General features: G+C 67.7%; 20 protein-coding genes. 19 read left to right on the top strand and 1 reads right to left on the bottom strand.

The features are described 5' to 3' along the window. The first annotated feature begins 18 nt into the window (after window positions 1-18). The 9 genes from recG to mutM all read left to right on the top strand — a co-directional run bounded on the left by recG (window position 19) and on the right by mutM (window position 10,416). The gene (gene recG / locus ERC79_RS03560; protein WP_131575783.1) at window positions 19-2,274 is read left to right on the top strand and encodes an ATP-dependent DNA helicase RecG; all 2,256 of its coding nucleotides are present in this window, start codon (window positions 19-21) and stop codon (window positions 2,272-2,274) included. 185 nt (window positions 2,275-2,459) lie between these two features. Next, complete coding sequence (locus ERC79_RS03555; protein ID WP_131575781.1) at window positions 2,460-5,867, top strand: pyruvate carboxylase; 3,408 nt, start codon at window positions 2,460-2,462, stop codon at window positions 5,865-5,867. Between the two features lie 27 nt (window positions 5,868-5,894). Then, the gene (rsmD, locus tag ERC79_RS03550) at window positions 5,895-6,461 is read left to right on the top strand and encodes a 16S rRNA (guanine(966)-N(2))-methyltransferase RsmD (RefSeq protein ID WP_131575779.1); all 567 of its coding nucleotides are present in this window, start codon (window positions 5,895-5,897) and stop codon (window positions 6,459-6,461) included. Beyond that, on the top strand, window positions 6,458-6,952 hold the full coding sequence (gene coaD, locus ERC79_RS03545; protein WP_131575777.1) for a pantetheine-phosphate adenylyltransferase: 495 nt from the start codon (window positions 6,458-6,460) through the stop codon (window positions 6,950-6,952). The genes rsmD and coaD overlap by 4 nt, the downstream gene beginning before the upstream one ends. 153 nt (window positions 6,953-7,105) lie before the next feature. Beyond that, on the top strand, window positions 7,106-7,861 hold the full coding sequence (locus ERC79_RS03540; RefSeq protein ID WP_131575773.1) for a DivIVA domain-containing protein: 756 nt from the start codon (window positions 7,106-7,108) through the stop codon (window positions 7,859-7,861). A gap of 145 nt (window positions 7,862-8,006) precedes the next feature. Further along, window positions 8,007-8,573 (top strand): DUF177 domain-containing protein, encoded by a 567-nt coding sequence (locus ERC79_RS03535; RefSeq protein ID WP_131580695.1) that lies wholly within the window; start codon window positions 8,007-8,009, stop codon window positions 8,571-8,573. Between the two features lie 2 nt (window positions 8,574-8,575). Then, on the top strand, window positions 8,576-8,761 hold the full coding sequence (gene rpmF, locus ERC79_RS03530; RefSeq protein ID WP_131575771.1) for a 50S ribosomal protein L32: 186 nt from the start codon (window positions 8,576-8,578) through the stop codon (window positions 8,759-8,761). Between the two features lie 16 nt (window positions 8,762-8,777). Next, window positions 8,778-9,524: a ribonuclease III gene (rnc, locus tag ERC79_RS03525; protein WP_131575770.1), complete on the top strand. Its 747-nt coding sequence runs from the start codon at window positions 8,778-8,780 to the stop codon at window positions 9,522-9,524. A 25-nt stretch (window positions 9,525-9,549) separates the two neighbouring features. Continuing rightward, the gene (gene mutM / locus ERC79_RS03520; RefSeq protein WP_131575769.1) at window positions 9,550-10,416 is read left to right on the top strand and encodes a bifunctional DNA-formamidopyrimidine glycosylase/DNA-(apurinic or apyrimidinic site) lyase; all 867 of its coding nucleotides are present in this window, start codon (window positions 9,550-9,552) and stop codon (window positions 10,414-10,416) included. Here the strand turns inward: mutM and ERC79_RS03515 are convergent. Beyond that, entirely contained in the window at window positions 10,352-11,836 is a 1,485-nt protein-coding gene (locus ERC79_RS03515) for a PLP-dependent aminotransferase family protein (protein WP_207390420.1), read from the bottom strand. The two genes, mutM and ERC79_RS03515, sit on opposite strands and share 65 nt — an antisense overlap. Window positions 11,837-11,902: 66 nt before the next feature. Between ERC79_RS03515 and ERC79_RS03510 the strand changes: the two genes are divergently transcribed. The 10 genes from ERC79_RS03510 (at window position 11,903) to smc (ending at window position 25,306) form a co-directional block, all read left to right on the top strand. Further along, a complete protein-coding gene (locus ERC79_RS03510; RefSeq protein WP_131575765.1) occupies window positions 11,903-12,622 on the top strand; it encodes a pyridoxamine 5'-phosphate oxidase family protein in 720 nt (239 codons plus the stop codon). A 182-nt stretch (window positions 12,623-12,804) separates the two neighbouring features. Further along, window positions 12,805-12,903: a K(+)-transporting ATPase subunit F gene (kdpF, locus tag ERC79_RS03505; RefSeq protein WP_131575764.1), complete on the top strand. Its 99-nt coding sequence runs from the start codon at window positions 12,805-12,807 to the stop codon at window positions 12,901-12,903. A gap of 21 nt (window positions 12,904-12,924) precedes the next feature. Beyond that, complete coding sequence (kdpA, locus tag ERC79_RS03500; RefSeq protein WP_131575762.1) at window positions 12,925-14,625, top strand: potassium-transporting ATPase subunit KdpA; 1,701 nt, start codon at window positions 12,925-12,927, stop codon at window positions 14,623-14,625. Next, complete coding sequence (gene kdpB / locus ERC79_RS03495; RefSeq protein WP_242676736.1) at window positions 14,622-16,757, top strand: potassium-transporting ATPase subunit KdpB; 2,136 nt, start codon at window positions 14,622-14,624, stop codon at window positions 16,755-16,757. Before kdpA ends, kdpB begins: the two co-directional genes overlap by 4 nt. A 7-nt stretch (window positions 16,758-16,764) precedes the next feature. Then, window positions 16,765-17,415 (top strand): potassium-transporting ATPase subunit C, encoded by a 651-nt coding sequence (locus tag ERC79_RS03490; RefSeq protein ID WP_131575760.1) that lies wholly within the window; start codon window positions 16,765-16,767, stop codon window positions 17,413-17,415. Between the two features lie 223 nt (window positions 17,416-17,638). Beyond that, a complete protein-coding gene (locus ERC79_RS03485; protein WP_131580691.1) occupies window positions 17,639-20,128 on the top strand; it encodes a sensor histidine kinase KdpD in 2,490 nt (829 codons plus the stop codon). After that, window positions 20,125-20,805 carry a response regulator gene (locus ERC79_RS03480; protein WP_131575758.1) on the top strand — a complete coding sequence of 227 codons (681 nt, stop codon included), beginning with the start codon at window positions 20,125-20,127 and terminating at the stop codon, window positions 20,803-20,805. Before ERC79_RS03485 ends, ERC79_RS03480 begins: the two co-directional genes overlap by 4 nt. 84 nt (window positions 20,806-20,889) lie before the next feature. Further along, window positions 20,890-21,333 (top strand): OsmC family protein, encoded by a 444-nt coding sequence (locus ERC79_RS03475; protein ID WP_131575756.1) that lies wholly within the window; start codon window positions 20,890-20,892, stop codon window positions 21,331-21,333. Between the two features lie 60 nt (window positions 21,334-21,393). Then, entirely contained in the window at window positions 21,394-21,678 is a 285-nt protein-coding gene (locus ERC79_RS03470; protein ID WP_131575754.1) for an acylphosphatase, read from the top strand. A gap of 22 nt (window positions 21,679-21,700) precedes the next feature. Next, complete coding sequence (gene smc, locus ERC79_RS03465; protein WP_131575752.1) at window positions 21,701-25,306, top strand: chromosome segregation protein SMC; 3,606 nt, start codon at window positions 21,701-21,703, stop codon at window positions 25,304-25,306. Window positions 25,307-25,311: the final 5 nt, after the last annotated feature.

The raw sequence follows: 25,311 nt of genomic DNA, 5'->3' as shown, positions 1-25,311 counted from the left end.
CGCGACGGGACCGGCGACATGGCGACACTGACCGACCGGCTCGACCACCTGCTCGGCGGGAAGACAGCGGACGCGCTCGCGGAGGCGTTCGAGATTCGCACGGTCGAAGATCTGCTCAGGCACTACCCGCACCGGTATGCGGCACAGGGCAAGGAACTCAGTGAGAAGGAGCCCGAGGAGGGCTCCCACATCACGATCATCGCGAGGGTCGTCAAGGCCGATGTGGTGAACATGAAGACCCGCAAGGGGCAGATGCTCAAGGTGGTCCTCGCGGCGGACACCCAGAACGTCGACGTCACGTTCTTCAACCCTCACAAGGTCAAGCACGCCGTCCGCGCGGGTGCGCGCGCGATGTTCTCGGGCACCGTCAAGTACTTCCGCGGCAAGTGGAGCCTTACCCACCCGAGCTACCTGATCCTGCCCGAGCCCAGCGTGGCGGACGATCCGATCGTCCCCGTCAGTGAGATTCGCGGCGCCGGTGCGCTGGCCGGAATGGCCCGTGCCACAAAGGACTCCGGCGCGGCAGTGGACATGTCGATCTTCGATCGGGAGTTGATTCCGCTGTATCCGGCGACGCGCGAGGTGGAGAGCTGGACGCTGCTGCGGTGCGTGCGGCAGGTCCTCGACCAACTCGACGAGGTGGAAGATCCGCTGCCGCAGTCGGTTCTGGACGAACACGGACTCATCGGCCTGGACTCGGCGCTGCGCTCGGTGCATCTGCCGGACACCCGCGAGGAGGTGACGCGGGCGCAGGATCGGCTGCGCTTCGACGAGGCAGCGGCGCTGCAACTGGTGCTGGCCCGCCGCCGCCGGGACGTCGCGGTGCGCGTCGCCCCGCAGTGCCCGCCGAAGCCCGGTGGGCTGGCAGAGGAGTTCGATCGCCGGCTGCCGTTCGAACTCACCGACGGGCAGAAGGAGGTGGCCGCAGAGATTTCGGCCGATCTCGCCCGTCCGCATCCGATGAATCGGCTGCTGCAGGGCGAGGTGGGCTCGGGCAAGACGATCGTGGCGCTGCGGGCGATGCTGCAGGCCGTCGACGCCGGTCATCAGTGCGCGCTGCTGGCGCCTACCGAGGTGCTCGCCGCGCAGCACGCCCGGTCGCTGCGCGCGATGCTGGGTCCGCTCGGGATCGCCGGCGAGCTCGGCGCCGAGGATCTCGCCACCAAGGTGACATTGCTGACGGGCTCGATGTCGACGGCCACCAAGCGGGCGGCCCTCCTCGACATCGTCACCGGCGACGCCGGCATCGTGATCGGCACTCATGCGTTGATCCAGGACAACGTGGAATTCTTCGACCTCGGGTTCGTCGTCGTCGACGAACAGCACCGTTTCGGCGTCGAACAGCGCGACGAACTCCGGTCTCGGGCCCGGGACGGGATGAGCCCGCACCTGCTCGTCATGACCGCCACCCCGATTCCGCGCACGATCGCGATGACGGTGCTCGGTGATCTCGAGACGTCGGTTCTGCGTCAGCTCCCGCGGGGCCGCTCGCCGATCGTGAGCAATGTCGTCGCGGCGCGGGAGAAGCCACAGTGGGTGGCACGCGCCTGGGAGCGGATCCGTGAGGAGATCGCGGCCGGGCGGCAGGCGTATGTGGTGTGCTCACGGATCGGCGACGGCGAGACCGAGGCCGATCTCATCAAGGCCGGAAAGGAGCCGCCGGACACGAAGTCCGCGATCGACCTGTTCGACGAACTACGGGCCGGTCCGCTGCGGGACCTGCGGGTCGGGTTGCTCCACGGGAGGCTCCCGGCCGATGAGAAGGACGCGGTGATGCGGGAATTCACTGCGGGCGACATCGACGTGCTGGTGTGCACGACCGTCGTGGAGGTCGGGGTCGACGTCCCGAACGCGACCGTGATGGTGCTCGTCGATGCCGATAGGTTCGGCGTCAGCCAGCTCCATCAGCTGCGCGGCCGGGTGGGCCGCGGTGGCCACCAGGGGCTCTGCATCCTCATCACCGACATGCTTCCGGGATCCCCGGCGTTCGAGCGCCTCAGCGCGGTCGCTGCGACGAACGACGGATTCGAACTGGCGCAGCTCGACCTGCGGCAGCGACGCGAGGGAGACGTGCTCGGGGTAGCGCAGTCGGGCAGTGTGACGACACTGCGGCTGTTGTCCCTGCTCGACCACGAGGACGTCATCGAAGCGGCGCAGGACTTCGCGCGGGCGGTCACCGAGTCGGATCCGAACCTCGCCGAGCACCCCGGCCTGGCCGCGATGGTGGCCGCCGCGCTGAATTCCGAGAAGATCGAATTTCTCGAGAAGTCCTAGCGGCGAACTGCTCCGGGCCAGCCGTGTGAGCGGTCCGCCCGGGGTTTGTCTTGCAGGGTTCTTCTCTTGTTTGCAAACTTGCCAATTTTGCACGTCAGGGGCAATGTTTGTGAAGATTGCAAAGCATCTCGCATCGTGAGAGGGTGCCTCCGCAGAGTGGCCTGCGGCACGGTACTTTGCTTCCCATGTTCACCAAAGTTCTCGTCGCCAACCGCGGCGAAATTGCGATCCGCGCGTTCCGTGCCGCCTATGAACTGGGCGCAGGAACGGTTGCGGTGTTCCCGTACGAAGACCGCAACTCGGTGCACCGACTGAAGGCCGACGAGGCCTATCAGATCGGCGAGGTCGGCCATCCGGTCCGCGCGTATCTGTCGGTCGACGAGATCGTCGCGGCCGCGCAGCGTGCCGGCGCCGATGCGATCTACCCCGGCTACGGCTTCCTGTCCGAGAACCCGGACCTCGCCGCGGCGTGTGAGGCGAACGGGATCACGTTCGTCGGCCCGTCCGCGGAGATCCTGGAGCTGACCGGCAACAAGGCGCGCGCGATCGCTGCCGCGAAGGCCGCCGGGCTGCCGGTGCTGGCGTCATCGGAGCCGTCGGCCGATGTGGACCAGCTTCTCGCGGCCGCCGAGAACATGGAGTTCCCGGTCTTCGTCAAGGCCGTCGCCGGCGGCGGCGGACGCGGTATGCGCCGCGTCGCCGAGCGGGCCCAGTTGCGCGAGTCGATCGAGGCGGCCTCGCGTGAGGCCGAGTCGGCATTCGGCGACCCGACGGTGTTCCTCGAGCAGGCCGTCATCGACCCCCGGCACATCGAGGTGCAGATCCTCGCAGACGGCCAGGGCGGCGTGATCCACCTGTTCGAGCGGGACTGCTCGGTGCAGCGTCGCCACCAGAAGGTGATCGAGCTGGCCCCGGCGCCGAATCTTGATCCGGCCCTGCGAGATCGGATCTGCGCGGACGCGGTCGCGTTCGCCAAGCAGATCGGCTACCAGTGCGCCGGCACCGTCGAGTTCCTCCTCGACACCCGCGGCAACCACGTGTTCATCGAGATGAATCCGCGTATCCAGGTGGAGCACACGGTCACCGAGGAGATCACCGACGTCGACCTGGTGCAGGCGCAGCTGCGCATCGCTTCTGGCGAGTCGCTCGCCGATCTGGGGCTGAGCCAGGATTCGATCACGATCCGCGGCGCGGCGCTGCAGTGCCGCATCACCACGGAGGACCCGGCGAACGGCTTCCGCCCCGACACCGGTCGCATCACCGCGTACCGCACTCCGGGCGGCGCGGGTGTGCGTCTGGACGGCGGCGCCAACCTGGGCGCCGAGGTAGGCGCCTACTTCGATTCGATGCTCGTCAAGCTCACCTGCCGCGGCCGTGATCTCGAGGCTGCCGTTGCCCGCGCCCGTCGTGCGGTCACCGAGTTCCGCATCCGTGGCGTGTCGACGAACATCCCGTTCCTACAGGCGGTTCTGGACGACGCGGACTTCCGCGCGGGCCGCGTCACAACCTCGTTCATCGAGGAGCGCCCGCAGCTGCTGACGCTGCGCAGCTCTGCTGACCGCGGCACCCGCATCCTGAACTACCTCGCGGACGTCACCGTCAACAAGCCGCACGGCGCCCGGCCGACAACGGTGTACCCACAGGACAAGCTGCCGTCGATCGACCTGACCGCACCCGCACCGGACGGCTCGCGTCAGCGCCTGCTGGCCCTCGGGCCCGACGGCTTCGCGAAGTCGCTGCGCGAGCAGAAGGCCCTCGCAGTCACCGACACCACGTTCCGTGACGCGCACCAGTCGCTGCTCGCGACACGCGTCCGGACATCGGGTCTGCTCGATGTTGCCGGCCATGTCGCTCGGATGACCCCCGAGCTGCTCTCGATCGAGGCATGGGGCGGCGCCACCTACGATGTGGCACTGCGATTCCTGCACGAGGATCCCTGGTACCGGCTCGCCGCGCTGCGTGAGGCCGTGCCGAACATCAACCTGCAGATGCTGCTGCGTGGCCGTAACACCGTCGGCTACACCCCGTACCCGGAGAAGGTCACCCGCGCGTTCGTGGCGGAAGCCACGGCAACCGGTGTCGATATCTTCCGAATCTTCGACGCCCTCAACAACGTCGACCAGATGCGTCCCGCGATCGAGGCCGTCCGAGAGACCGGCACCACGGTCGCCGAGGTCGCGATGTCGTACACGGGCGACCTGTCGAACCCGAACGAAACCCTCTACACCCTCGACTACTACCTTCGCCTGGCGGAGGAGATCGTCGACGCGGGCGCGCACATCCTGGCCATCAAGGACATGGCCGGTCTGCTCCGCGCCCCCGCCGCCGCCGAACTCGTGACGGCGCTGCGAAGCAACTTCGACCTGCCGGTGCACGTGCACACTCACGACACTCCGGGTGGTCAGCTCGCGACGTACCTCGCCGCGTGGCAGGCCGGCGCGGACGCGGTCGACGGTGCCGCGGCACCGCTGGCCGGCACCACCAGCCAGCCCGCACTGTCGGCGATCGTCGCCGCGGCCGCGCACAGCGAGTTCGATACGGGCATCGACCTGCAGGCCGTGTGCGACCTCGAACCGTATTGGGAGGCGCTGCGAAAGGTGTACGCGCCGTTCGAATCCGGGATCCCCGCACCCACCGGACGCGTCTACACCCACGAAATCCCCGGCGGCCAGCTCTCGAACCTGCGCCAGCAGGCCATCGCCCTGGGTCTCGGTGACCGGTTCGAGGAGGTCGAGGCCAAGTACGCCGCAGCCGACCGCATGCTCGGACGCCTCGTCAAGGTCACCCCGTCGTCGAAGGTCGTCGGTGACCTCGCTCTGCATCTCGTCGGCGCGGACGTCGCGGCCGACGAGTTCGCTGCAGATCCCGCCAAGTTCGACATCCCCGATTCCGTCGTCGGATTCCTGCGCGGAGAGCTGGGGACCCCGCCCGGCGGCTGGCCCGAGCCCTTCCGCAGCAAGGCCCTCGAGGGTCGAGGACAGGCCAAGCCGGAGGCGGTGCTCACGGCCGCGGACGAGGAGGGTCTCGCAGGTTCGTCGAAGGAGCGTCAGGCCACGCTCAATCGGCTGCTGTTCCCCGGTCCCACAAAGGAATTCGAGGAGCATCGGGACAAGTACGGCGACACCTCACAGTTGTCGGCGAACCAGTTCTTCTACGGACTGCGTCGCGGCGAGGAGCACCGCGTCAAGCTCGGCAAGGGCGTCGAACTACTCATGGGCCTCGAGGCGATCTCCGAGCCCGACGAGCGCGGCTACCGCACCGTCATGTGCATCCTCAACGGCCAGCTGCGTCCGGTGTCGGTCCGTGACCGGTCCATCGCCAGCGAGGTCCCGGCCGCGGAGAAGGCGGACAAGAACAACCCCGCTCATGTGCCCGCGCCGTTCGCGGGCGTCGTCACGCTCGTCGTCACCGAGGGACAGCATGTCTCGGTTGGTGACACGGTCGCCACGATCGAAGCGATGAAGATGGAGGCGGCGATCACAGCACCGCGCAGCGGTATCGTCTCGCGGGTCGCCATCGGCGGTGTGCAGCAGGTCGAGGGTGGAGATCTCCTGGCCGTCGTGTCGACGATGGAGACCACCGGCAACGAGTGACCGTGGGCGAGTGAACAGGACTGCAGCGTGACAAGAATCGTCGCCGGACGAGCCGGAGGCAGGCGTTTGAAGGTGCCCGCAAGTGGTACCCGTCCGACGTCGGAGCGAGTCCGTGAGGCCCTGTTCAGTTCGCTCGACAGCCGCATGGACCTCGAGGGCGCCGCCGTGCTGGACCTGTACGCAGGTTCCGGCGCCCTCGGGCTCGAGGCGCTCTCGAGGGGTGCCGGGCACGTGTTGCTCGTCGAGTCGGATGCGAAGGCGGCCGCCGTCGTCAAAGAGAACGTGACGGCGGTCGGCCTCGCCGGCGCGGTAGTGCGGATCGCGCCCGTGGCGGCCGTTGTCGGCGCCGCCGCCGACCGCGAGTACGACATCGTGCTGGCGGACCCGCCGTACGCGGTTGCCGACGAGGACATGACCGCGGTCCTCGATGCCCTGCTGGCCAACGGCTGGATCGGGGAAGGGTCGATCGTCGTGGCCGAACGTTCTTCTCGCTCACCGGAGACGCAGTGGCCGGACGGACTGCGAGCCGAGCGGGTCAAGCGCTATGGCGAGACCAGAATCGAGCTCGCCACCTGCTACGGTCTGGAGCCATGACTGGCGCCGTCTGCCCCGGATCCTTCGACCCCGTGACCAACGGTCACCTGGACGTCATCGGACGGGCCGCCGCGCTCTTCGACGAGGTCGTGGTGACCGTGATGATCAACAAGAACAAGCGTGGCCTCTTCACCGTCGAGGAGCGCATCGAGATGCTCGAGGACGCCACCGGCCACCTGCCGAATGTCCGTGTGGCGTCGTGGCATGGGCTGCTGGTCGATTACGCGAAGACCCAAGGGATCACGGCGATCGTCAAGGGCCTGCGCGGCGCCAACGACTTCGACTACGAGCTGCAGATGGCGCAGATGAACCAGAAGCTCTCGGGTGTCGACACCCTGTTCATACCGACCAATCCGACCTACAGCTTCCTGTCCAGCTCGCTGGTCAAGGAAGTGGCGACCTTCGGGGGTGACGTGGCGGACATGGTGCCGGAGAAGGTGCACGCTCGGCTGACGGCTCGGATCGCCGAGCGGGCGGCAGAGGGTTCCTGAGCGGGGTTCCTGAGCGGGTCCGTTCCGGACATCGTGATCCGCGCGCTCGTCGAACCGGCCGCCGACACACCGGCCACGCCACCGGCTCCGCCGCGGCAACTGGGGCAGACTGGTTTCGAGCAGCAGCGAGGCATCTGACGATTGGGGTTGTGCGTGTACCGGGTATTCGAGGCACTCGACGAGCTTGTCGCGATCGTCGAAGAGGCGCGTGGAGTTCCGATGACCGCGGGGTGCGTCGTTCCGCGTGGCGACGTGCTCGAGCTCCTGGACGATGTCCGGGATGCAATCCCGGGCGAACTGGACGATGCGCAGGACGTCCTGGACCATCGGGACAAGCTTGTCGGTGACGCGCGCCAGAACGCCGAGCAGACGGTGTCGAGCGCCAACGCGCAAGCCACCGAAACTATCGCCGATGCGCGGGAGAACGCCGACCGCATCCTGGCCGATGCCAAGGCGCAGGCCGACCGGATGGTTGCCGAGGCGCGGTCGCACGCAGAGCAGCTCGTCCTCGATGCACGCGAGGAAGCCGACACCACCGTCGCCGAGGGGCAGCGTGAGTACGACTCGCTGACCGGTCGGGCGAGGGCCGAGTCCGAACGGATGATCGAGTCCGGCAAGGTCTCATACGATCGTTCGGTCGCGGACGGCATCGCCGAGCAGGAGCGGCTGGTCTCGGAGGCCGAGGTCGTGCGGGCGGCCAACACCGAGTCGGCTCGGGTGATCGACGCTGCGCATGCCGAATCCGACCGTCTGCGTTCGGAATGCGACCTGTACGTCGACACCAAGCTTGCCGAGTTCGAGGACTTCCTGAACGGAACCATCCGGTCCGTCGGTCGCGGTCGACAGCAGCTCCGGACGGGTACCGGCGTCCCGGACTACGACGCCGGCTACGGCGAGCGCCGGAGATAGCGGCGCTCGGTCACTTTCAATTTCCTCTCCCGGTGTCCTATCGCGTACCGTGGAGTGGTTGCCCGTTCCATGTCTTTCGTGAAAGAGAACATCGGTGTCATCCCATCATCGCCGCCCCTCGCGCCCCACTCGGGACGCGGGATTCGTGCTGGACACGCTCTCGCTGGGCCGTCGTCCCGGCTCGATGCGAACGGTGTCGCGGGTTGTCCCGGCTCCTTCCCGGATCGGTCTCGACCTTGTCGGGATCGAGAAGGGCACGGACGTGGAACTCGATCTGCGGCTCGAGTCGGTATCCGAGGGGGTGCTCGTCACCGGAACCGTTACTGCGGACACGGTGGGGGAGTGCTCGCGGTGTCTGGAGCCGTATACGGACTCGGTGAATCTGTACCTCACGGAGCTGTTCGCGTACCCGGACAGTGCAACTGAGGAGACCACCGACGAAGATGAGCTCTACCGGGTCGTCGACGACGAGATCGACCTCGAACCGGTGATCGTCGATGCCGTTGGCCTGGAGCTTCCGCTCCAGCCGCTGTGCAGTGACGATTGTGAGGGATTGTGCCCCGAATGTGGCATTCGCCTGGCGATTGCGGAATCCGGGCACAGTCATGAGACAATGGATCCTCGCTGGGCTGGGCTCGCAGCCAAATTCGGTGCAGGATCCGAAGCCAGCAACGTAAACGCTGAAGCCAGCAAGAACAACGAGGAGAAGTAGACGTGGCTGTTCCCAAGCGCAGAATGTCGCGGTCCAACACGAGGTCGCGACGGAGCCAGTGGAAGACCACTGCGCCCACCCTCGTCACCTGCCCGAACCGTGGGTGTGGCGAGAAGACGCTGCCCCACGTCGCGTGCCCGTCTTGCGGCACCTACAAGGGCCGCCAGGTTACCGCCGCGGCTGTCTAGTCTGCTCAGTGGCGTTGTGACCAGTAAGAAAAGCAATACAGCTCTCGTCGGCGGCGAGGAGGATCACGCATCACTCCTCGCCGCTCTCGGCGTTCCTCTGGAAGAGTCGCTCCTCATGTTGGCGCTGACCCATCGTTCGTATGCATACGAGAATGGTGGTCTGCCGACTAACGAGCGGCTCGAGTTTCTCGGTGACTCGGTCCTCGGACTGACTGTCACCGAGAGGCTGTACCGCGAGCACCCGGAGAAGTCCGAGGGTGAACTCGCGAAGATCAGAGCCAGCATCGTGAACATGCATGCGCTGGCGGAGGTCGCACGCGGTCTCGGCCCCGGCGGGCTCGGCGCGCACCTGCTCCTCGGCAAGGGCGAGGAGATGACCGGTGGTCGCGACAAGCCCAGCATCCTCGCGGATGGGATGGAGTCGCTCCTCGGTGCGATCTATCTCGAGCACGGCATCGAAACTGCACGGAAAGCAGTGATGGACTTGTTCTCCGACCTGCTCTCGCGCGCTCCCAAGCTGGGTGCAGGCTTGGACTGGAAGACGAGTCTGCAGGAGCTCACCGCCGAGCGCGGTGTCGGTGTACCGATCTACGAGATCACCGCAACCGGCCCCGATCACGACAAAGAGTTCACCGCGACCGTCGTGGTCGCTGGTGGTGCTCTGGGCGTGGGCGTAGGCCGATCCAAGAAGGAAGCCGAGCAGAAGGCTGCCAGCACTGCTTGGAGCGCGCTGTCCGAGTCCGGCGACTCGGTCTCCGAGTAGACCACCGGTAGGTACGAGCGACGCGGTGCCCGAGCTTCCCGAGGTAGAAGTGGTCCGACGCGGCCTCGACGCGCATGTCGTGGGCCGGGTAATCGAAACGGTGGACGTATTCCACCCCCGTGCGGTGCGCCGTCACCTGCCCGGGGCGATCGACCTGGCCCGCCGGCTCGAGGGCCAGACCATCGCGTCCGCGGAGCGTCGCGGAAAGTACCTGTGGCTCGTGCTCGAACCGAGCGACGTCGCTCTCGTCGTGCACCTCGGGATGAGCGGTCAGATGCTCGTGCAACCACCATCCGCCGAATCCGAGAAGCACCTGCGGATCCGGGCACGGCTCGACTCCGGCATGGACCTGCGGTTCGTCGACCAGCGTACCTTCGGCGGCTGGGCACTCGCCGAGCTTGTGACGGTGGACGGCACCGTGCTGCCCGATTCGGTCGCGCACATCGCTCGCGACCCCCTCGACGCGCGCTTCGACCCCGACGCCGTCGTGAAGGTCTTGCGCAGCAAGAAGACCGAGATCAAGCGCGCCCTGCTGGACCAGACTGTGGTGTCGGGTGTGGGCAACATCTACGCCGACGAGGCCCTGTGGCGGGCCGAGATTCACGGCAACCGGCCCACCGACCGCCTCACCGGGCCGCGGCTTCGGTGCCTCCTCGAGTCCGTCGAATCCGTGATGACCGAGGCGCTCGCACAGGGCGGAACCTCCTTCGATGCGCTCTACGTCAACGTCAACGGGCAATCGGGCTACTTCGACCGCTCTCTCGCCGCGTACGGGCAGGAGAACATGCCGTGCCCGCGGTGCGGTGCCCCGATCCAGCGCGAGAAGTTCATGAACCGGTCGTCGTACAGCTGCCCGAATTGTCAGCCACGGCCGCGCGTCGTTCGCGGATGACATCGGCGATCGTCTGCGCTGCCGCATCCGCGTGCGTCTCGGGCAGCCGGGCGTACCCGCACAGCAGCCCCGACGGAACCGCAGCGGCGGTGCGGTAGCCGCTCAGTCCGGGCACCGTCACACCGCGTCGGCCCAGTTCCGCCGCGACGACGGCATCGTCGAGGAAATCGGGCAGGCGGACTACCACGTGCAGTCCCGCATCCACCCCGGTCAGTTCCACGTCCGGCAGGTGCCGCCGCAATGCGTCGACGAAGGCATGGCGCCGAGCCGCGTAGGTGCGGGCGGCGCGTGCCAAATGTCTTGTCAGTGAACCGGATTCGATGAAATCGGCAAGGGCGCACGCGGTGATTGCGCATACCGACTCCCCGCTCGAGTCCAGAGCGTGACGCACCGGTTCCAGGAGCGCGACGGGAGGGATGAGCCAGGCCAGCCGCAGCGCCGGCGACAGGATCTTCGACGCCGTTCCGACGTAGGCGACGCATTCGCGGCCACGGTCGATCGCGCGCAAGGCGGGCAGGGTCGACACCCCGTACCGGAACTCGCCGTCATAGTCGTCCTCGATCACCAGCCGGCCCGCGGCGACAGACGCGGATACCAGTGCCGCCCGGCGAGCCACCGGCATTCGTGCGCCCATCGGATACTGATGGGCCGGAGTGCAGTACACGGTCGAGTCCGACGTGCGCAGCAGTTCCGGGTCCAGGCCGTCGCGATCGACGGCGACCGGACGGATCCGCATGCCGGCCGATGAGAGGGCCCGCCGTGCCTTCCCATATCCGGGGTCCTCGAAGGCGGCGTCGCGGCCGGCCAGGTCGGCGGCGGCGACCAGCGCCCGCAGCGCGGACGGCACCCCCGGCACGATCACGATCTCGTCTGGATCAGCGGCGATGCCACGCGTCCGGCGGAGGTGAATGCTCAGTGCCTCGCGCAGCTGCCGGTGGCCGGCGGGACCCGGGGAGACATGGGGGATTGGCAGCGATGCCGCGGTGCGCCAGGCCTGCCGCCAGTCCCGCTCCGAGATCAGTCCCGTATCCGGATAGCCGGGGGAGAGGTCGGTGGCGCCATCGTGGTGTGGTGGAGAGGCCGGCGCGGCAGAGATGTGAGCCGCTGTGACGTGGGGGCTGAGGCCTGCCCTGGCTGCGGCATCGGCACCGGCGGCGACGCGGGTACCGGACCCTGGACGTGCGACCGCATATCCGGCAGCCGCCAGTTCGTCGTAGGCGTCCACCACTGCGGCCCGGGCAATTCCCAGGTCCCGGGCCAGCGCGCGAGACGCGGGCAGTGGGTCACCCGGTCCGAGTGTTCCGGTGCGCACGGCGGCCACGATCGCGGACGCGACGCGGTGGCGCAGCGGCGCGGCGGTATCGGGGAGTTCCAGGTGCAGATGCGTCTCACGCGGGGTCCGGGCCACGCCGCCGACCATACTGGCCCCCAGGTATCAGCGTTTGTGGTCCTGGAATCATGGCCGGAATCGGGTGAACCTGGCACCATGACCCCTTCCACCCACGTCACCTCTGCCGCCGATCTCGCTCGTCTCCGACGCCTGACCGAGCGGGGCCGTACCGACCGCGCCGAACTCGATGCCATTCTCGACGCAACGCCGGTCGGCACGCTTGCGACCGTCGTCGACGGCCTGCCGTGGGTGGTGCCGATGCTGTTCGCGCGGTGTGGCGACCGGATCCTGTTGCACGGATCGACCGGCGCCGGTGCGCTGCGGCATGTCGCGGCGGGGTCACCCGTGGCTCTGAGTGTGACCTTGCTGGATGCGATCGTGGTGGCGGACAACCTGTTCAGTTCCTCGGCCAACTACCGCAGCGCCGTCGTCCGCGGCAACCTCACCGTGTTGCGGGCTGCGGAGTCGGAATCCGCGCTCGTGGCACTGTCCGACGCGCTGATTCCCGGTCGCAGCACCGAGGTCCGGGCATCGACCGGCAAGGAACTCGCCGCGACGCTCGCAGTGGCACTGCCGATCGAGCCCGGAGGGTGGACGGTCAAGGTCCGCGACGCGCCACCGAGCGAGGGCGACGGGAACTCGGAGACCTGGTCGGGAGTTGTTCCCCTGCGGACCGTCGCGGGCGCGCCGGTGCGGGCTCCGTGGGTCTCCGATCAGGCCTCGGTGCCCGCCTCGGTGCAGGCGCTCGCCGCACGGACGACCCCTCGCGTAAAGATCACGTCAACATGCTCGGATGTGGGTGTCAGCAGTGCGTAAGTGACCGGCTCATCTCCTCAGAGTGGGTGCACGCTCCTCGATGGGCGTCGAGATGCGGCGCCTTGAAACATGAGGAAGTCGAAGAGGAACGCCATGGCTGATATGGCCTACGTCGGGTTGATCATCGGAACCTTCACCGCCTGCGCGCTCGTCCTGCGCGGTCTCCAAGCGAAGAGTGCGCGATGACCGTTGCCGGGACGGTCAGCGTCGCCGTCGTCGCGATCGCCGCTGCCCTTGTGATCTACCTGCTCATCGCGCTCCTGAACCCCGAGCGGTTCTAGTCTTCGAGAGGTCATAGCCAAATGAATCCCGCTCTCGCAGCGGGACTACAGATAGCACTGGTTGTTGCCGTGCTAGCGATTCTGTATGTCCCCGTCGGTGACTACATGGCCAAGGTCTACGCCACCGACACAGATCTCCGATCTGGAGATCTGCGCATTGAATCTCTGCTGTACCGGCTGTGCCGGATCAACTCCCGTACCGAGCAGACGTGGTACGGCTACGCAGGCAGCCTTCTCGGTTTCTCGGCAGCCAGCATGGTTTTCCTCTACTTCCTGCAGCGAATCCAGGGCGTCCTTCCGCTCAGCAACGGGTTGGAGGGCGTCAGCCCCGCGGTTGCCTTCAACACCGCGGCGTCGTTCGTTGCCAACACCAACTGGCAGTCGTACGTCCCCGAGACGACGATGGGCCATATAACCCAGGCCGCTGGGCTGGCTGTACAGAACTTCGTCTCCGCCGCGGTCGGCATGTCCGTGGCCGCCGCTCTGATCCGCGGCTTCGTCCGTGTTTCGCGTGGCGGTGAGATCGGCAACTTCTGGGTGGACCTCACTCGTGGCTCGCTGCGGATCCTGCTGCCTTTCGCGTTCGTGATTGCGCTGATCCTGCTGAGCCAGGGCACGATCCAGTCCTTCCAGACCGGATTCGCATCGACCGGGCTCGACGGAAACAGCGTCACCAATGCGCTCGCGCCGGTCGCATCCCAGGAAGCGATCAAGGAGCTGGGCACCAACGGCGGTGGCATTCTCGCCGCCAACTCGGCGCACCCGTTCGAGAACCCCACCCCGATCACCAACATCGTCGAGATCCTCGCGATCCTGCTCATCCCGGTCTCTCTGACCCGTACCTTCGGCACCATGGTCGGCGATCGCCGGCAGGGCCTGACGTTGCTGGCAGTCATGTCGACGCTGTACTTCGGCCTGCTCGCCGTGACGCTGGCGGCCGAGTCCGGGGCGCGCGGCGTCGCCGCGACCGCAGCCGGTTCGATGATGGAGGGCAAGGAAGTTCGCTTCGGGATCCCGGGCTCGGCGCTGTTCGCAGTGACGACCACCGGAACCAGTACCGGTGCGGTGAACTCCGCGCATGACAGCATGTCGCCGCTCGGCGGTGGCACTGTTCTGCTGAACATGCTCCTCGGCGAGATCGCGCCCGGCGGCGTCGGAACCGGCTTGTACGGCATCCTCGTGCTCGCGCTGATCGCGGTGTTCGTCGGCGGCCTGCTCGTCGGCCGCACCCCGGAATACCTGGGCAAGAAGCTCGGTCGCCGGGAAATCACGCTGGCAGCGCTGTCCGTGCTCGTGATGCCGTCGCTGGTGCTGATCGGCACCGGCATCACGGTGATTCTCTCGTCGACCGGTGGATACCTCGGCAACAGTGGCGATCCCGGTACCCCCGGATCGATCCACGGCTTTACCGAGGTGCTGTACGCGTTCACCTCGGCGTCGAACAACAACGGCAGTGCCTTCGGTGGCCTCACCGTCACCAGCGACTGGTTCCAATCGTCGCTCGGCGTGTGCATGCTGCTCGGGCGTTTCCTGCCGATCGTGTTCGTGCTCGCGCTTGCCGGATCGTTGTCGGCGCAGCGTAAGACGCCCGCCGGTGCGGGCACGCTGCCCTCGACCGGTCCCATGTTCGTGGGCCTGCTCACCGGCACCATCGTGCTGGTCGCAGCCCTCACCTTCTTCCCGGCCCTGGCACTCGGGCCGATCTCGGAGGCCTTGCAATGAGTCTGCGGACTGAAATGACTGTGAAGTCGAAGGATCACCTCTCCGAGCCGGTACCCACCGGCGATGGTGACCCCGGACACGGGCATTCACCGGTTGCGGCGGGACTTTTCAGTCCCCGTCAGCTGGTGACGTCGCTGCCCGCCGCGGTACGCAAGCTGGATCCGCGTCACCAGGCACGTAACCCGGTGATGTTCGTGGTCCTGGTCGGGTCCGTGGTGACCACGATCATGGCGCTCGCGGACCCGTCGGTCTTCTCCTGGCTGATCGCGGCCTGGCTGTGGTTCACCGTGCTGTTCGCGAACCTGGCCGAGTCTGTCGCCGAGGGGCGCGGCAAGGCGCAGGCCGCGAGCCTGCGAAAGGTCAAGCAGGACACGATTGCCCGGCGGCTCAGTGCCTCCGGTGCCATCGACGAGGTCTCGGCGACGCAGCTCGTGGTCGGCGACACCGTGGTGGTGGAGGCCGGTCAGGTGATTCCGGGTGACGGTGACGTCATCGAGGGCATCGCCACTGTCGACGAATCCGCGATCACCGGTGAGTCGGCTCCCGTGGTACGCGAGTCCGGCGGTGACCGGTGTGCGGTGACCGGTGGCACGACCGTGCTCTCGGATCGCATCATCGTGCAGATCACGTGCGCTCCGGGACAGTCGTTCGTGGACCGGATGATCGCACTGGTCGAGGGTGCCGAGCGTAAGAAGACGCCCAACGAGATCGCGCTGAACATCCTGCTGGCGTCGCTGACGATCATCTTCCTGCTCGCGGTTGTCGCGATCGGGCCGATGGGTCAGTACGCGGGCCAGGCGCAGGATCCGATCAAGCTGATCGCGCTGCTCGTGTGCCTCATCCCCACCACGATCGGTGCTCTGCTCTCGGCGATCGGTATCGCCGGTATGGACCGGCTGGTACAGCGCAACGTGCTGGCGATGTCGGGTCGTGCGGTCGAGGCGGCCGGTGACATCGATACGCTGCTGATGGACAAGACCGGAACCATCACGTTCGGCAACCGTCGCGCGACGGCGCTGTACCCGGCGCCCGGACGGACGTCGATCGAACTTGCTGCGGCGGCCCGGCTTTCGAGCCTCGCCGACGGAACCCCCGAGGGTCGCAGCATCGTCGAGCTGTGTGCCGAGGAGTTCGGACTCGACACCGAGCCGTCGGCGAACGAACGTGCGGCCGAGTTCGTCCCGTTCACCGCACAGACGCGGATGAGTGGACTGGACCTCGTCAGCGAGGCCGGGTCGCGGCAGATCCGCAAGGGTGCGGGCGACGCGGTGATGGCCTGGGTTCGGGGATTCGGCGCGAACGTCGACCCCGAGGTCATCGCTTCCGTCGAGAAGGTGTCCAATCAGGGTGGCACGCCGTTGGTCGTCGCGGTCGCCGAACACGGCACGGCGACGGTGCTCGGTGTGATTGCACTCACCGACGTCGTGAAGCCCGGGATCGCAGACCGGTTCGCCGAGCTGCGTGCGATGGGCATCCGCACCGTCATGGTGACTGGTGACAACCCGCTGACCGCCCGGGCGATCGCGGCTGAGGCCGGGGTCGACGAGTTCATGGCCGAGGCCACCCCGGAGGACAAGCTGGCGCGGATCCGCGCCGAGCAAGAGGGCGGTCGGCTGGTCGCGATGACCGGTGACGGCACCAACGACGCCCCGGCGCTCGCGCAGGCCGACGTCGGCGTGGCGATGAACACCGGTACCTCGGCTGCCAAGGAAGCCGGCAACATGGTGGATCTGGACTCGGATCCCACCAAGTTGATCGAGGTCGTCGAGATCGGCAAGCAGTTGCTGATCACTCGCGGCGCCCTCACCACGTTCTCGCTCGCGAACGACCTCGCGAAGTACTTCGCGATCCTGCCCGCGCTGTTCAGTGCCATCTACCCGCAGCTCGCGGCGCTGAACATCATGGGTCTGGCGACTCCGCAGTCGGCGATCCTGTCCGCCGTGATCTTCAACGCCCTCGTCATCGTGGGCCTGATCCCGCTGGCACTCAGGGGAGTTCGCTACCGGCCCGCAGCGGCGTCGAAGCTGCTCGGCCGAAACTTGTTGATCTACGGTGTCGGCGGTGTGATCACCCCGTTCATCGGCATCTGGCTGATCGACCTCGTCGTTCGCCTCATCCCTGGAATCGGGTGATTTGTCCATGAGATTCGCAATCGGATTTCTGAAGCAGGTGTGGGCCGGGCTGCTGGTGCTCCTCGCGCTCACCGCAATTCTCGGTGTGCTCTACCCGGCCGCGGTGTGGGGCGTCAGCCGGATCAGTTCGGGCTCCGCTGAGGGCTCGCCGGTCTCCGATGCGGCAGGTTGTGTGGTCGGTAGCCGATGGATCGGAGTCGATCCGCAGGTGGAGGCCGACCAGCCGGATCCGTTCTTCCACAACCGTGTCGTCGGCTCCGTCGCTGACGACGACGCCTTCGCCACGGGTGATCCGGCGGCGGCACTGCCGACCAACCAGGGCCCGAGCAGTGAGGCACTGGCGGGATTCATCGAACAGCGTCGGGCCGCGATCGCCGAGCGCGAAGGCGTTGCGCCCCAGGCTGTCCCGGTGGATGCGCTGACGGGCTCCGGTTCCGGTGTGGACCCGCACATCTCACCCGAGTATGCGGCTCTGCAGGTTCCGCGGGTTGCCGCGGTCAACGGCCTGAGCGAGGAGCGAGTGCGGGAACTCGTCTCGGAGAACACTGAGGGCCGGCAGCTCGGATTCCTCGGCTCGGAGCGAGTCAACGTGCTCGAGCTGAATCTGGCCCTGGGTTTGACGGCACCTGGATGCGGAGCGGCTCCGTCAGGTGAATGATGGCGGTGTGAGCAGTACTGAGAACACCGGCACACCTCCCCGCGGCGAGCCGCGAGATCGGCCCCGCGGCGAGCCGCGAGATCGGCCCCGCGGCGAGCCGCGAGATCAGCCCCGCGGCGAGCCGCGAGATCAGCCCCGCGGCGAGCCGCGAGATCAGCGCCGCGGCGAGCCGCGAAATCAGCCGAGTGGCGAGCCGCGACATCGGCGCCGCGGGGAGTTACGGATCTACCTCGGGGCCGCCCCGGGCGTCGGCAAGACCTACGCGATGCTCGGGGAGGCGCACCGTCGCCGGGGACGCGGCGGTGACGTGGTCGCGGCCGTGGTGGAAACCCACGGCCGCGTCCGCACCGCGGAACAGCTGGCGGGGCTCGAGCTCATCGAGCCCAAGCTGATCGAGTATCGCGGCACGGTGAAGCCTGAGTTGGATATCGACGCCGTGCTGGCTCGTCGACCGGCCGTCGTGCTGGTCGACGAGCTCGCGCATACCAATACGCCCGGAAGTAGGAACGAAAAGCGTTGGCAGGACGTGTACGAACTGCTCGACGCGGGCATCGACGTGCTGTCCACGCTCAACGTCCAGCACCTCGAAAGCCTCAACGATGTGGTCCAGCAGATCACCGGGGTGGTTCAGCAGGAGACGGTGCCGGACGAGGTGGTGCGCTCCGCTACTCAGGTCGAACTCGTGGACATAACGCCGGAAGCGCTGCGGCGCAGGCTCTCCCACGGAAACGTGTACGCCGCAGAGAAGGTGGACGCGGCGCTGGGGAACTACTTCCGCCGTGGGAATCTCACCGCATTGCGCGAGTTGGCTCTGTTGTGGGTGGCTGATCAGGTCGATGCCGCCCTCGCAAAGTACCGGGCCGAGAACAAGATCACCGATACATGGGAGGCCCGGGAGCGGGTCGTGGTCGCGGTGACCGGGGGGCCGGAGTCGGAGACCCTGGTCCGCCGCGCGAGCCGGATCGCTACCAAGGCGAGCGCCGAGCTCATGGTTGTGCATGTTGTCCGCGGTGACGGCCTCGCGGGCGTGTCCGCCGACGAGATGGGCCGGGTACGTAAGCTCGCGGCGAACATCGGTGCGAGCCTGCACAGTGTGGTCGGCGACGACGTCCCGACAACACTTCTCGAGTTTGCGCGGGAGGTCAACGCGACCCAGCTGGTGATCGGCACGTCCCGGCGTTCGCGGTGGGCTCGCATCCTCGATGAGGGAATCGGCGCAGCAATCGTCCAGCAGTCCGGGAAGATCGACGTGCACATGGTCACGCACGACGAAGCTGCCACGCGACAGCGCATCTCGATCCTGGGCCGGGGAGAGCGGAGACTGCTGTCCTGGGCTGCCGCGCTGGTCGTGCCGTCGATCGCGACGGCGTTGATGGTGCTGATCGATCGGGTGGCGGGTGTCGGCGGGCAGAACGCTTTGTTCTTTGTCGTCGTGCTGTCCGTGGCGCTGCTCGGGGGCGTCGGCCCCGCGATACTCTCCGCGTTGGTCTCGGGTCTGCTACTCAACTTCTTCTTCACGGCACCGCTCTACAGCCTCACGATCGCACAGCCCGACAACTTCATCACGACGATCGTGCTGCTGGTGGTGGCGGTGGCCGTTGCCGTCCTCGTCGATTCCGCCGCGAAACGTGCGCGAGAGGCCCGGCGGGCATCGCAGGAGGCCGAACTGCTGGCACTGTTCGCGGGGTCGGTGCTTCGCGGGGCGGACCTCCCGGCGCTGCTCGAGAAGGTCCGTGAGACGTACTCGCAGACCGGGGTGAGCGTCATCAGTCGCGGTGAGGGCGTGGTGAGCGCGGCTGGCGCGGCGGCACCGTCGACCGTCGAGGAGGCGGACACCGCGTGTGAGGTGGGAGACGGCGAATACACGCTGTTGCTTGCCGGAAGTGAGCTCGGTGCCCGGGACCGCAAGGTCCTCAATGCGGTGGCCAATCAGGCGGTCGGCCTGATCAGGCAGCGGCAGCTGGCGGAGGAGGCAAGCCGGGCGAATGCGCTCGCCGAGGCCGACCGGCTACGCCGCTCATTGCTTTCTGCGGTCAGTCACGACCTTCGGACACCGCTCGCGGCGGTCAAGGCGGCGGTGTCGAGCCTGCGTAGCGATGACATCGAGTTCTCTCCCGAGGACACCGCTGAACTGCTTGCGACGGTCGAGGAATCCACCGATCAGCTCACGGCGCTGGTCGGCAATCTGCTCGACTCGTCGCGGCTCGCGGCCGGCGTCGTCAAGCCGACGCTGCGCCGGGTGTATCTCGAGGAAGTGGTGCATCGTGCGTTGGTTGGAACCGGCTTCGCCGGACCCGGCTCGGCGCGGCGTGTGCGCGACCAGGTGAAGGTGGAGGTGGGCGACGCCGTGGTGATGGCCGACTCCGGCCTTCTCGAGCGGGTGCTGGCCAATCTTGTCGACAATGCACTGCGCTACGCGCCTGACGAGCCAGTCAGAATCGGTGCGGCGCGGGTCGGGGATCGGATGACGATCACCGTCGCCGATACGGGTCCAGGTCTGGCACGGGGCACACAGGATCAGGTCTTCGATGCGTTCCAGCGATTGGGGGATCGCGACAATACGATAGGAGTGGGGCTCGGCTTGTCGGTGGTCAGGGGATTTGTGGAAGCGATGGGCGGCACGGTCAGCGCAACGGACACGCCGGGCGGCGGTCTGACGATGGTCGTGGAGCTCGCCGCGGATTCTGTTCGTGAAGGGGGAAGAGTTCGATGACGCGGGTACTGGTGGTCGACGACGAGCCGCAGATCCTGCGAGCCCTGCGGATCAATCTGAGTGTGCGCGGTTACGAGGTGACGACTGCGTCGACGGGGGCAGCGGCATTGCGGGCTGCGGCCGAACGGCACCCGGAGGTGGTGGTGCTGGATCTGGGCCTGCCGGACATGGACGGGATAGAGGTTCTCGCGGGCCTGCGGGGCTGGTGCACCGCGCCCGTGATCGTGCTGTCGGCCCGCACGGACTCCGCCGACAAGGTGGAGGCGCTCGACGCGGGTGCGGACGACTACGTCACGAAGCCGTTCGGGATGGACGAGTTCCTGGCCCGGCTGCGCGCGGCTGTGCGCCGCGGTGCCGCGGCGGCGGAGACCAGTGAGCCTGTGGTGGTCACCGACTCGTTCACCGTGGACCTCGCGGCCAAGAAGGTCACTCGCGATGGTGCAGAGGTGCACCTGACTCCGACCGAGTGGGGCATGCTCGAGATGCTCGTCCGCAACAAGGGCAAGCTTGTGGGGCAGAAGGAACTACTGCGTGAGGTGTGGGGTCCTGCGTACGCCACGGAGACGCACTATCTGCGGGTGTATCTTGCGCAACTGCGCCGCAAGCTGGAGGCGGATCCGTCGAAGCCGAAACACCTGCTCACGGAGACGGGGATGGGGTACCGGTTCCAGGTGTAGCGCTCCCGTGTTCGGCCAGCCGGATACCAGGTGAACATGGGAGGCTTCAGCTCCGTGGGGGCGGGGATGGCAGGATCTTCATCCATGGCCCAACTGATTCCTGCGTCCGCTCCCGCGCCCACCGAACTGTGGGTCGAACGTACCGGCACTCGCCTCTACACGGGCCGTAGTTCACGTGGCGCCAAGGTGCACATCGGATCGGAATCGGTGGACGGTGTCTTCACTCCGGGTGAGCTGCTCAAGATCGCGTTGGCCGCGTGCTCGGGCATGAGCTCGGACTTCCCGCTCGCCCGCCGTCTGGGCGACGACTATGACGCGACCATCCGCGTCTCAGGTGCCGCGGACCGCGAGAACGAGGTGTACCCGCAACTCGACGAGGTCCTGGAACTCGATCTCAGCGAGCTCGACAGCGAGGCGCAGGACCGGTTGATCGCGCTCGTCGAGCGCTCGGTCGACAAGGTCTGCACCGTGGGCCGCACGCTGAAGGCGGGCACTACCGTAACGCTGAAGATCACCAGGGATGCCTGACTGAATCGTCGGGCTGGGGTCGCGGATGAGTCCGGCGCCGACCGGTCGATAATGGCAGCCATGCAGACCCCCGCCACCGAAAGACTCACCGCCTGGGTGCACGGATCCGTCCAGGGCGTCGGATTCCGGTGGTGGACGCGCGCGCGGGCGCTCGAGCTGGGTCTGGTGGGACATGCCACGAATCACGCCGACGGTCGGGTGCTGGTGATCGCCGAGGGTGATCGCGAGCCGCTCGAGCGTTTGCTCACCCTGTTGCGGTCGGGTCAGACGCCGGGCAGTGTCACCCTCGTCGTCGAGCACTTCGACGCGGCGCGCGGAGGGCTTTTCGGGTTCGTCGAGCGCTGATCCGCAGGTAGAGTCCACCTTCATGCATCTGAAGAGTCTGACGCTGAAGGGCTTCAAATCCTTTGCGTCTGCCACGACTCTGCGATTCGAGCCGGGCATCACCTGCGTCGTCGGTCCCAACGGGTCGGGAAAGTCCAACGTCGTCGACGCGCTCACGTGGGTGATGGGTGAGCAGGGGGCCAAGGCGTTGCGCGGCGGCAAGATGCAAGACGTCATCTTCGCCGGTACCGCTGGCCGCGCGCCGCTCGGCCGCGCGGAGGTGACGTTGACCATCGACAACTCGGACGGCGCACTCCCGATCGACTATTCCGAAGTGTCGATCACCCGGCGGATGTTCCGCGACGGGGCCGGCGAGTACGAAATCAACGGCAGTGCCTGCCGGTTGATGGATGTCCAGGAGTTACTGAGCGATTCCGGTATCGGCCGGGAGATGCACGTCATCGTCGGTCAGGGACGGCTCTCGGCGATCCTCGAGTCCCGTCCGGAGGACCGGCGTGCGTTCATCGAGGAGGCGGCCGGGGTCCTCAAACATCGCAAGCGCAAGGAGAAGGCCGTCCGCAAGCTGGACGCGATGCAGGCCAATCTCGCGCGACTGACGGATCTCACGGCGGAGCTGCGGCGCCAGCTCAAGCCACTCGGGCGGCAGGCCGAGGTGGCCCGCCGGGCGCAGACGGTCCAGGCGGATCTGCGTGACGCGCGGCTGCGTCTGGCCGCCGATGACTTGGTCACCCGCCGCGCGGAGCTTGCGGGCCAGACACAGGACGAGAAGATCGCTCGCGAGCAGCAGGACGCTGTCGCGGCCGCGCTGGACGAGGCCACCGCTGAGCTCGACGGGCATGAACGCGCACTGGCCCGGTTGACGCCGCAGGCTGAGGCGGCCGGCCAGACGTGGTTCCGGCTCTCGGCGCTCGCCGAGCGGGTGGACGCGACGGTGCGGATCGCGCAGGAGCGGGCCCGCCATCTGGATTCGGAGCCTGTCAGCGGGCGAGGCCCGGATCCCGACGAGCTCGAGGCTCGCGCAGAGCGGGTGGCGGAGGAGGAGGCCGAGCTGGTCGCGGCCGTCGAGATGGCGCGGGCCACGCTCGAGGTGGCCCGCGAGCAGCTCGCCGAACGGGAGGACGCAGCCGCGGAGGCCGAGCGGGCGCACCTCGCCGCGGTGCGCGCGGTCGCGGATCGGCGGGAGGGCCTGGCCCGACTCTCCGGGCAGGTCGACACGTTGCGGACCCGTGCGGATTCGATGGATGCGGAGGTGGCCCGGCTGACCGTGGCCATCGACGAGGCCCGGGAGCGGGGCGAGGTGGCGCAGGCAGAGTTCGAGACCGTGGAGGCGACCGTCGGCGACCTCGACGCCGGTGAGGTGGGCCTGGACTCGCACCACGAGCGGTCCGTCGAGGCATTGAACCTGATCTCGGCGCGGGTCGCGGAACTGCAACGCGCCGAACGTGATGCCGGGCAGGAGGTGGCGTCGCTGCGCGCCCGCATCGACGCATTGTCGATGGGGCTCGAACGTCGCGACGGTGGCGCGTGGCTACTCGAGAACCACCGCGAGCATGGGCTCGCCGGTTCGGTGGCGGCGCTGATTCGGGTCGAGCCCGGGTTCGAGAACGCCATTGCGGCTGCGATGGGACCGGCCGCCGACGCGATCGCCGCCGACTCGCACGCGGCCGCTGCCGAAGCGATTCGGGCGTTGCGGTCCAGCGACGGGGGACGGGCATCGCTGCTGTTCGCCGCGGACGTGCGGCCCGCCGAGCAGCGGCCCGAGCTGCCCGCCGGCTCACGGTGGGCAGTCGACGTCGTCGATTGCCCGGACGCCGTCCGCGGCGGCGTGGCGACGCTGCTGGCCGGTGTCGTCGTAGTCGAGACGCTCGATGCCGCCGGCGATCTGGTCGGTGCCGCACCGCAGTTGCGCGCGGTGACGCGCGACGGAGACCTGGCAGGGGCCGGTTGGATTACCGGTGGCTCGGACCGCCAGCCCAGCACACTCGAGGTGCAGGCGGCGATCGACACGTCCGTCGCGGGTCTTGCGGCTGCCGAACGCCGGGCCGAGGAGCTCACTGCTGCGCTGTCCGGTGCGCTGGCGGAGCAGGCCGCCCGCGCCGAGGTTGCCGAACAGACGTTGGCCGCTCTGCACGAATCCGATGCGGCGATGTCCGCGGTGTACGAACAGCTGGGCCGGCTCGGACAGGTGGTGCGTGCCGCGCACGCCGAATCAGACCGTCTGGCCGCGCAGCGCTCCAAGGCCGAGGCCGGGCGCGAGGAGACCCTGGCTGCGCTCGCGGAACTCGAGGAGAGACTTCGTCTGGCCGAGCAGGAACAGTCGGGTTCGGATGCGGTCGAATCGGATTCACCCGGATCCACCTACGAACGGGAGGTGGCCGCTGCGGCTCTGGCGGAGGTGCGGACCGTTGAGGTGGAGGCGCGGCTGGCTGTCCGAACCGCGGAGGAACGCGCCGAATCCATTCGCGGAAAAGCCGATTCACTCAGGCGGGCTGCGCAGGCCGAGCGGGACGCACGGGCCCGGGCGGAACGCGCGATGCGGGCACGGCAGACTGCCGCGGCGGTGGCGGTCGCGGTCGCGGAGGCCGGTCAGCGGGTGGCGAGCCGCCTCGCGCGGGTCGTCGAGACCGCGGTGGCACACCGGGACGAACTGAACCGGATGCGCGCCTCCCACACCGAGCAGGTGGAGACGGTGCGCGAACGGGTTCGCCAGCTGACCGCGCAGATGGCAGCTCTGACGGACGCCGTCCATCGCGACGAGGTCGCTCGCGCGCAGGCTGCACTTCGGATCGAACAGCTCGAGCAGACGATCCTCGAACAGCACTCGATCGCCCCCGGTGACCTCATCGCCGAGTACGGTCCCGACGTCCCGCTGCCACCGACAGACCTCGAACTTGCGGAGTACGAGCAGGCCCGAGACCGCGGCGAGCAGGTGGTGGCGCCCGCCCCGCAGCCCTACGACCGTGCCACGCAGGAGCGGCGCGCCAAGCGCGCCGAAAAGGACCTCGCGACACTCGGGAAGGTCAACCCGCTGGCGCTCGAGGAGTTTGCGGCGCTCGAGGAGCGGTACAACTTCTTGTCCACGCAGCTCGAGGATGTCAAGGGCGCCCGCAAGGATCTGCTCGGCGTGGTCGCCGATGTCGACGCCCGCATCCTCGAGATGTTTGCAGAGGCCTACGCCGATGTCGAACGCGAGTTCGTCGGGGTGTTCGCCAAGCTGTTCCCCGGCGGCGAGGGCCGACTGGTGCTGACCGACCCGTCGGACATGTTGACTACCGGCATCGAGGTGGAGGCCCGCCCGCCGGGCAAGAAGGTCAAGCGGTTGTCGCTGCTGTCCGGCGGCGAGAAGTCGCTGACTGCCGTCGCAATGCTGGTGGCGATCTTCCGGGCGCGACCTTCCCCGTTCTACGTGATGGACGAGGTCGAGGCCGCGCTCGACGACACCAACCTGCGTAGGCTTATCGGACTTTTCGAACAGCTGAGGGAGAAGTCGCAGCTGATCGTCATCACCCACCAGAAGCCCACGATGGAGGTCGCTGACGCGCTGTACGGCGTCAGCATGCGCGGCGACGGGATCACGACCGTCATCTCGCAGCGGCTGCGTGGTCAGGACCTGGTCGCACCGGGCTAGGGCGC

Source organism: Rhodococcus sp. ABRD24 (genome assembly GCF_004328705.1).
Classification (GTDB): Bacteria; Actinomycetota; Actinomycetes; order Mycobacteriales; family Mycobacteriaceae; genus Prescottella.
The sequence above is the reverse complement of the archived record's forward strand: the minus strand, read 5'-3'. Positions and strand labels throughout refer to the sequence as shown.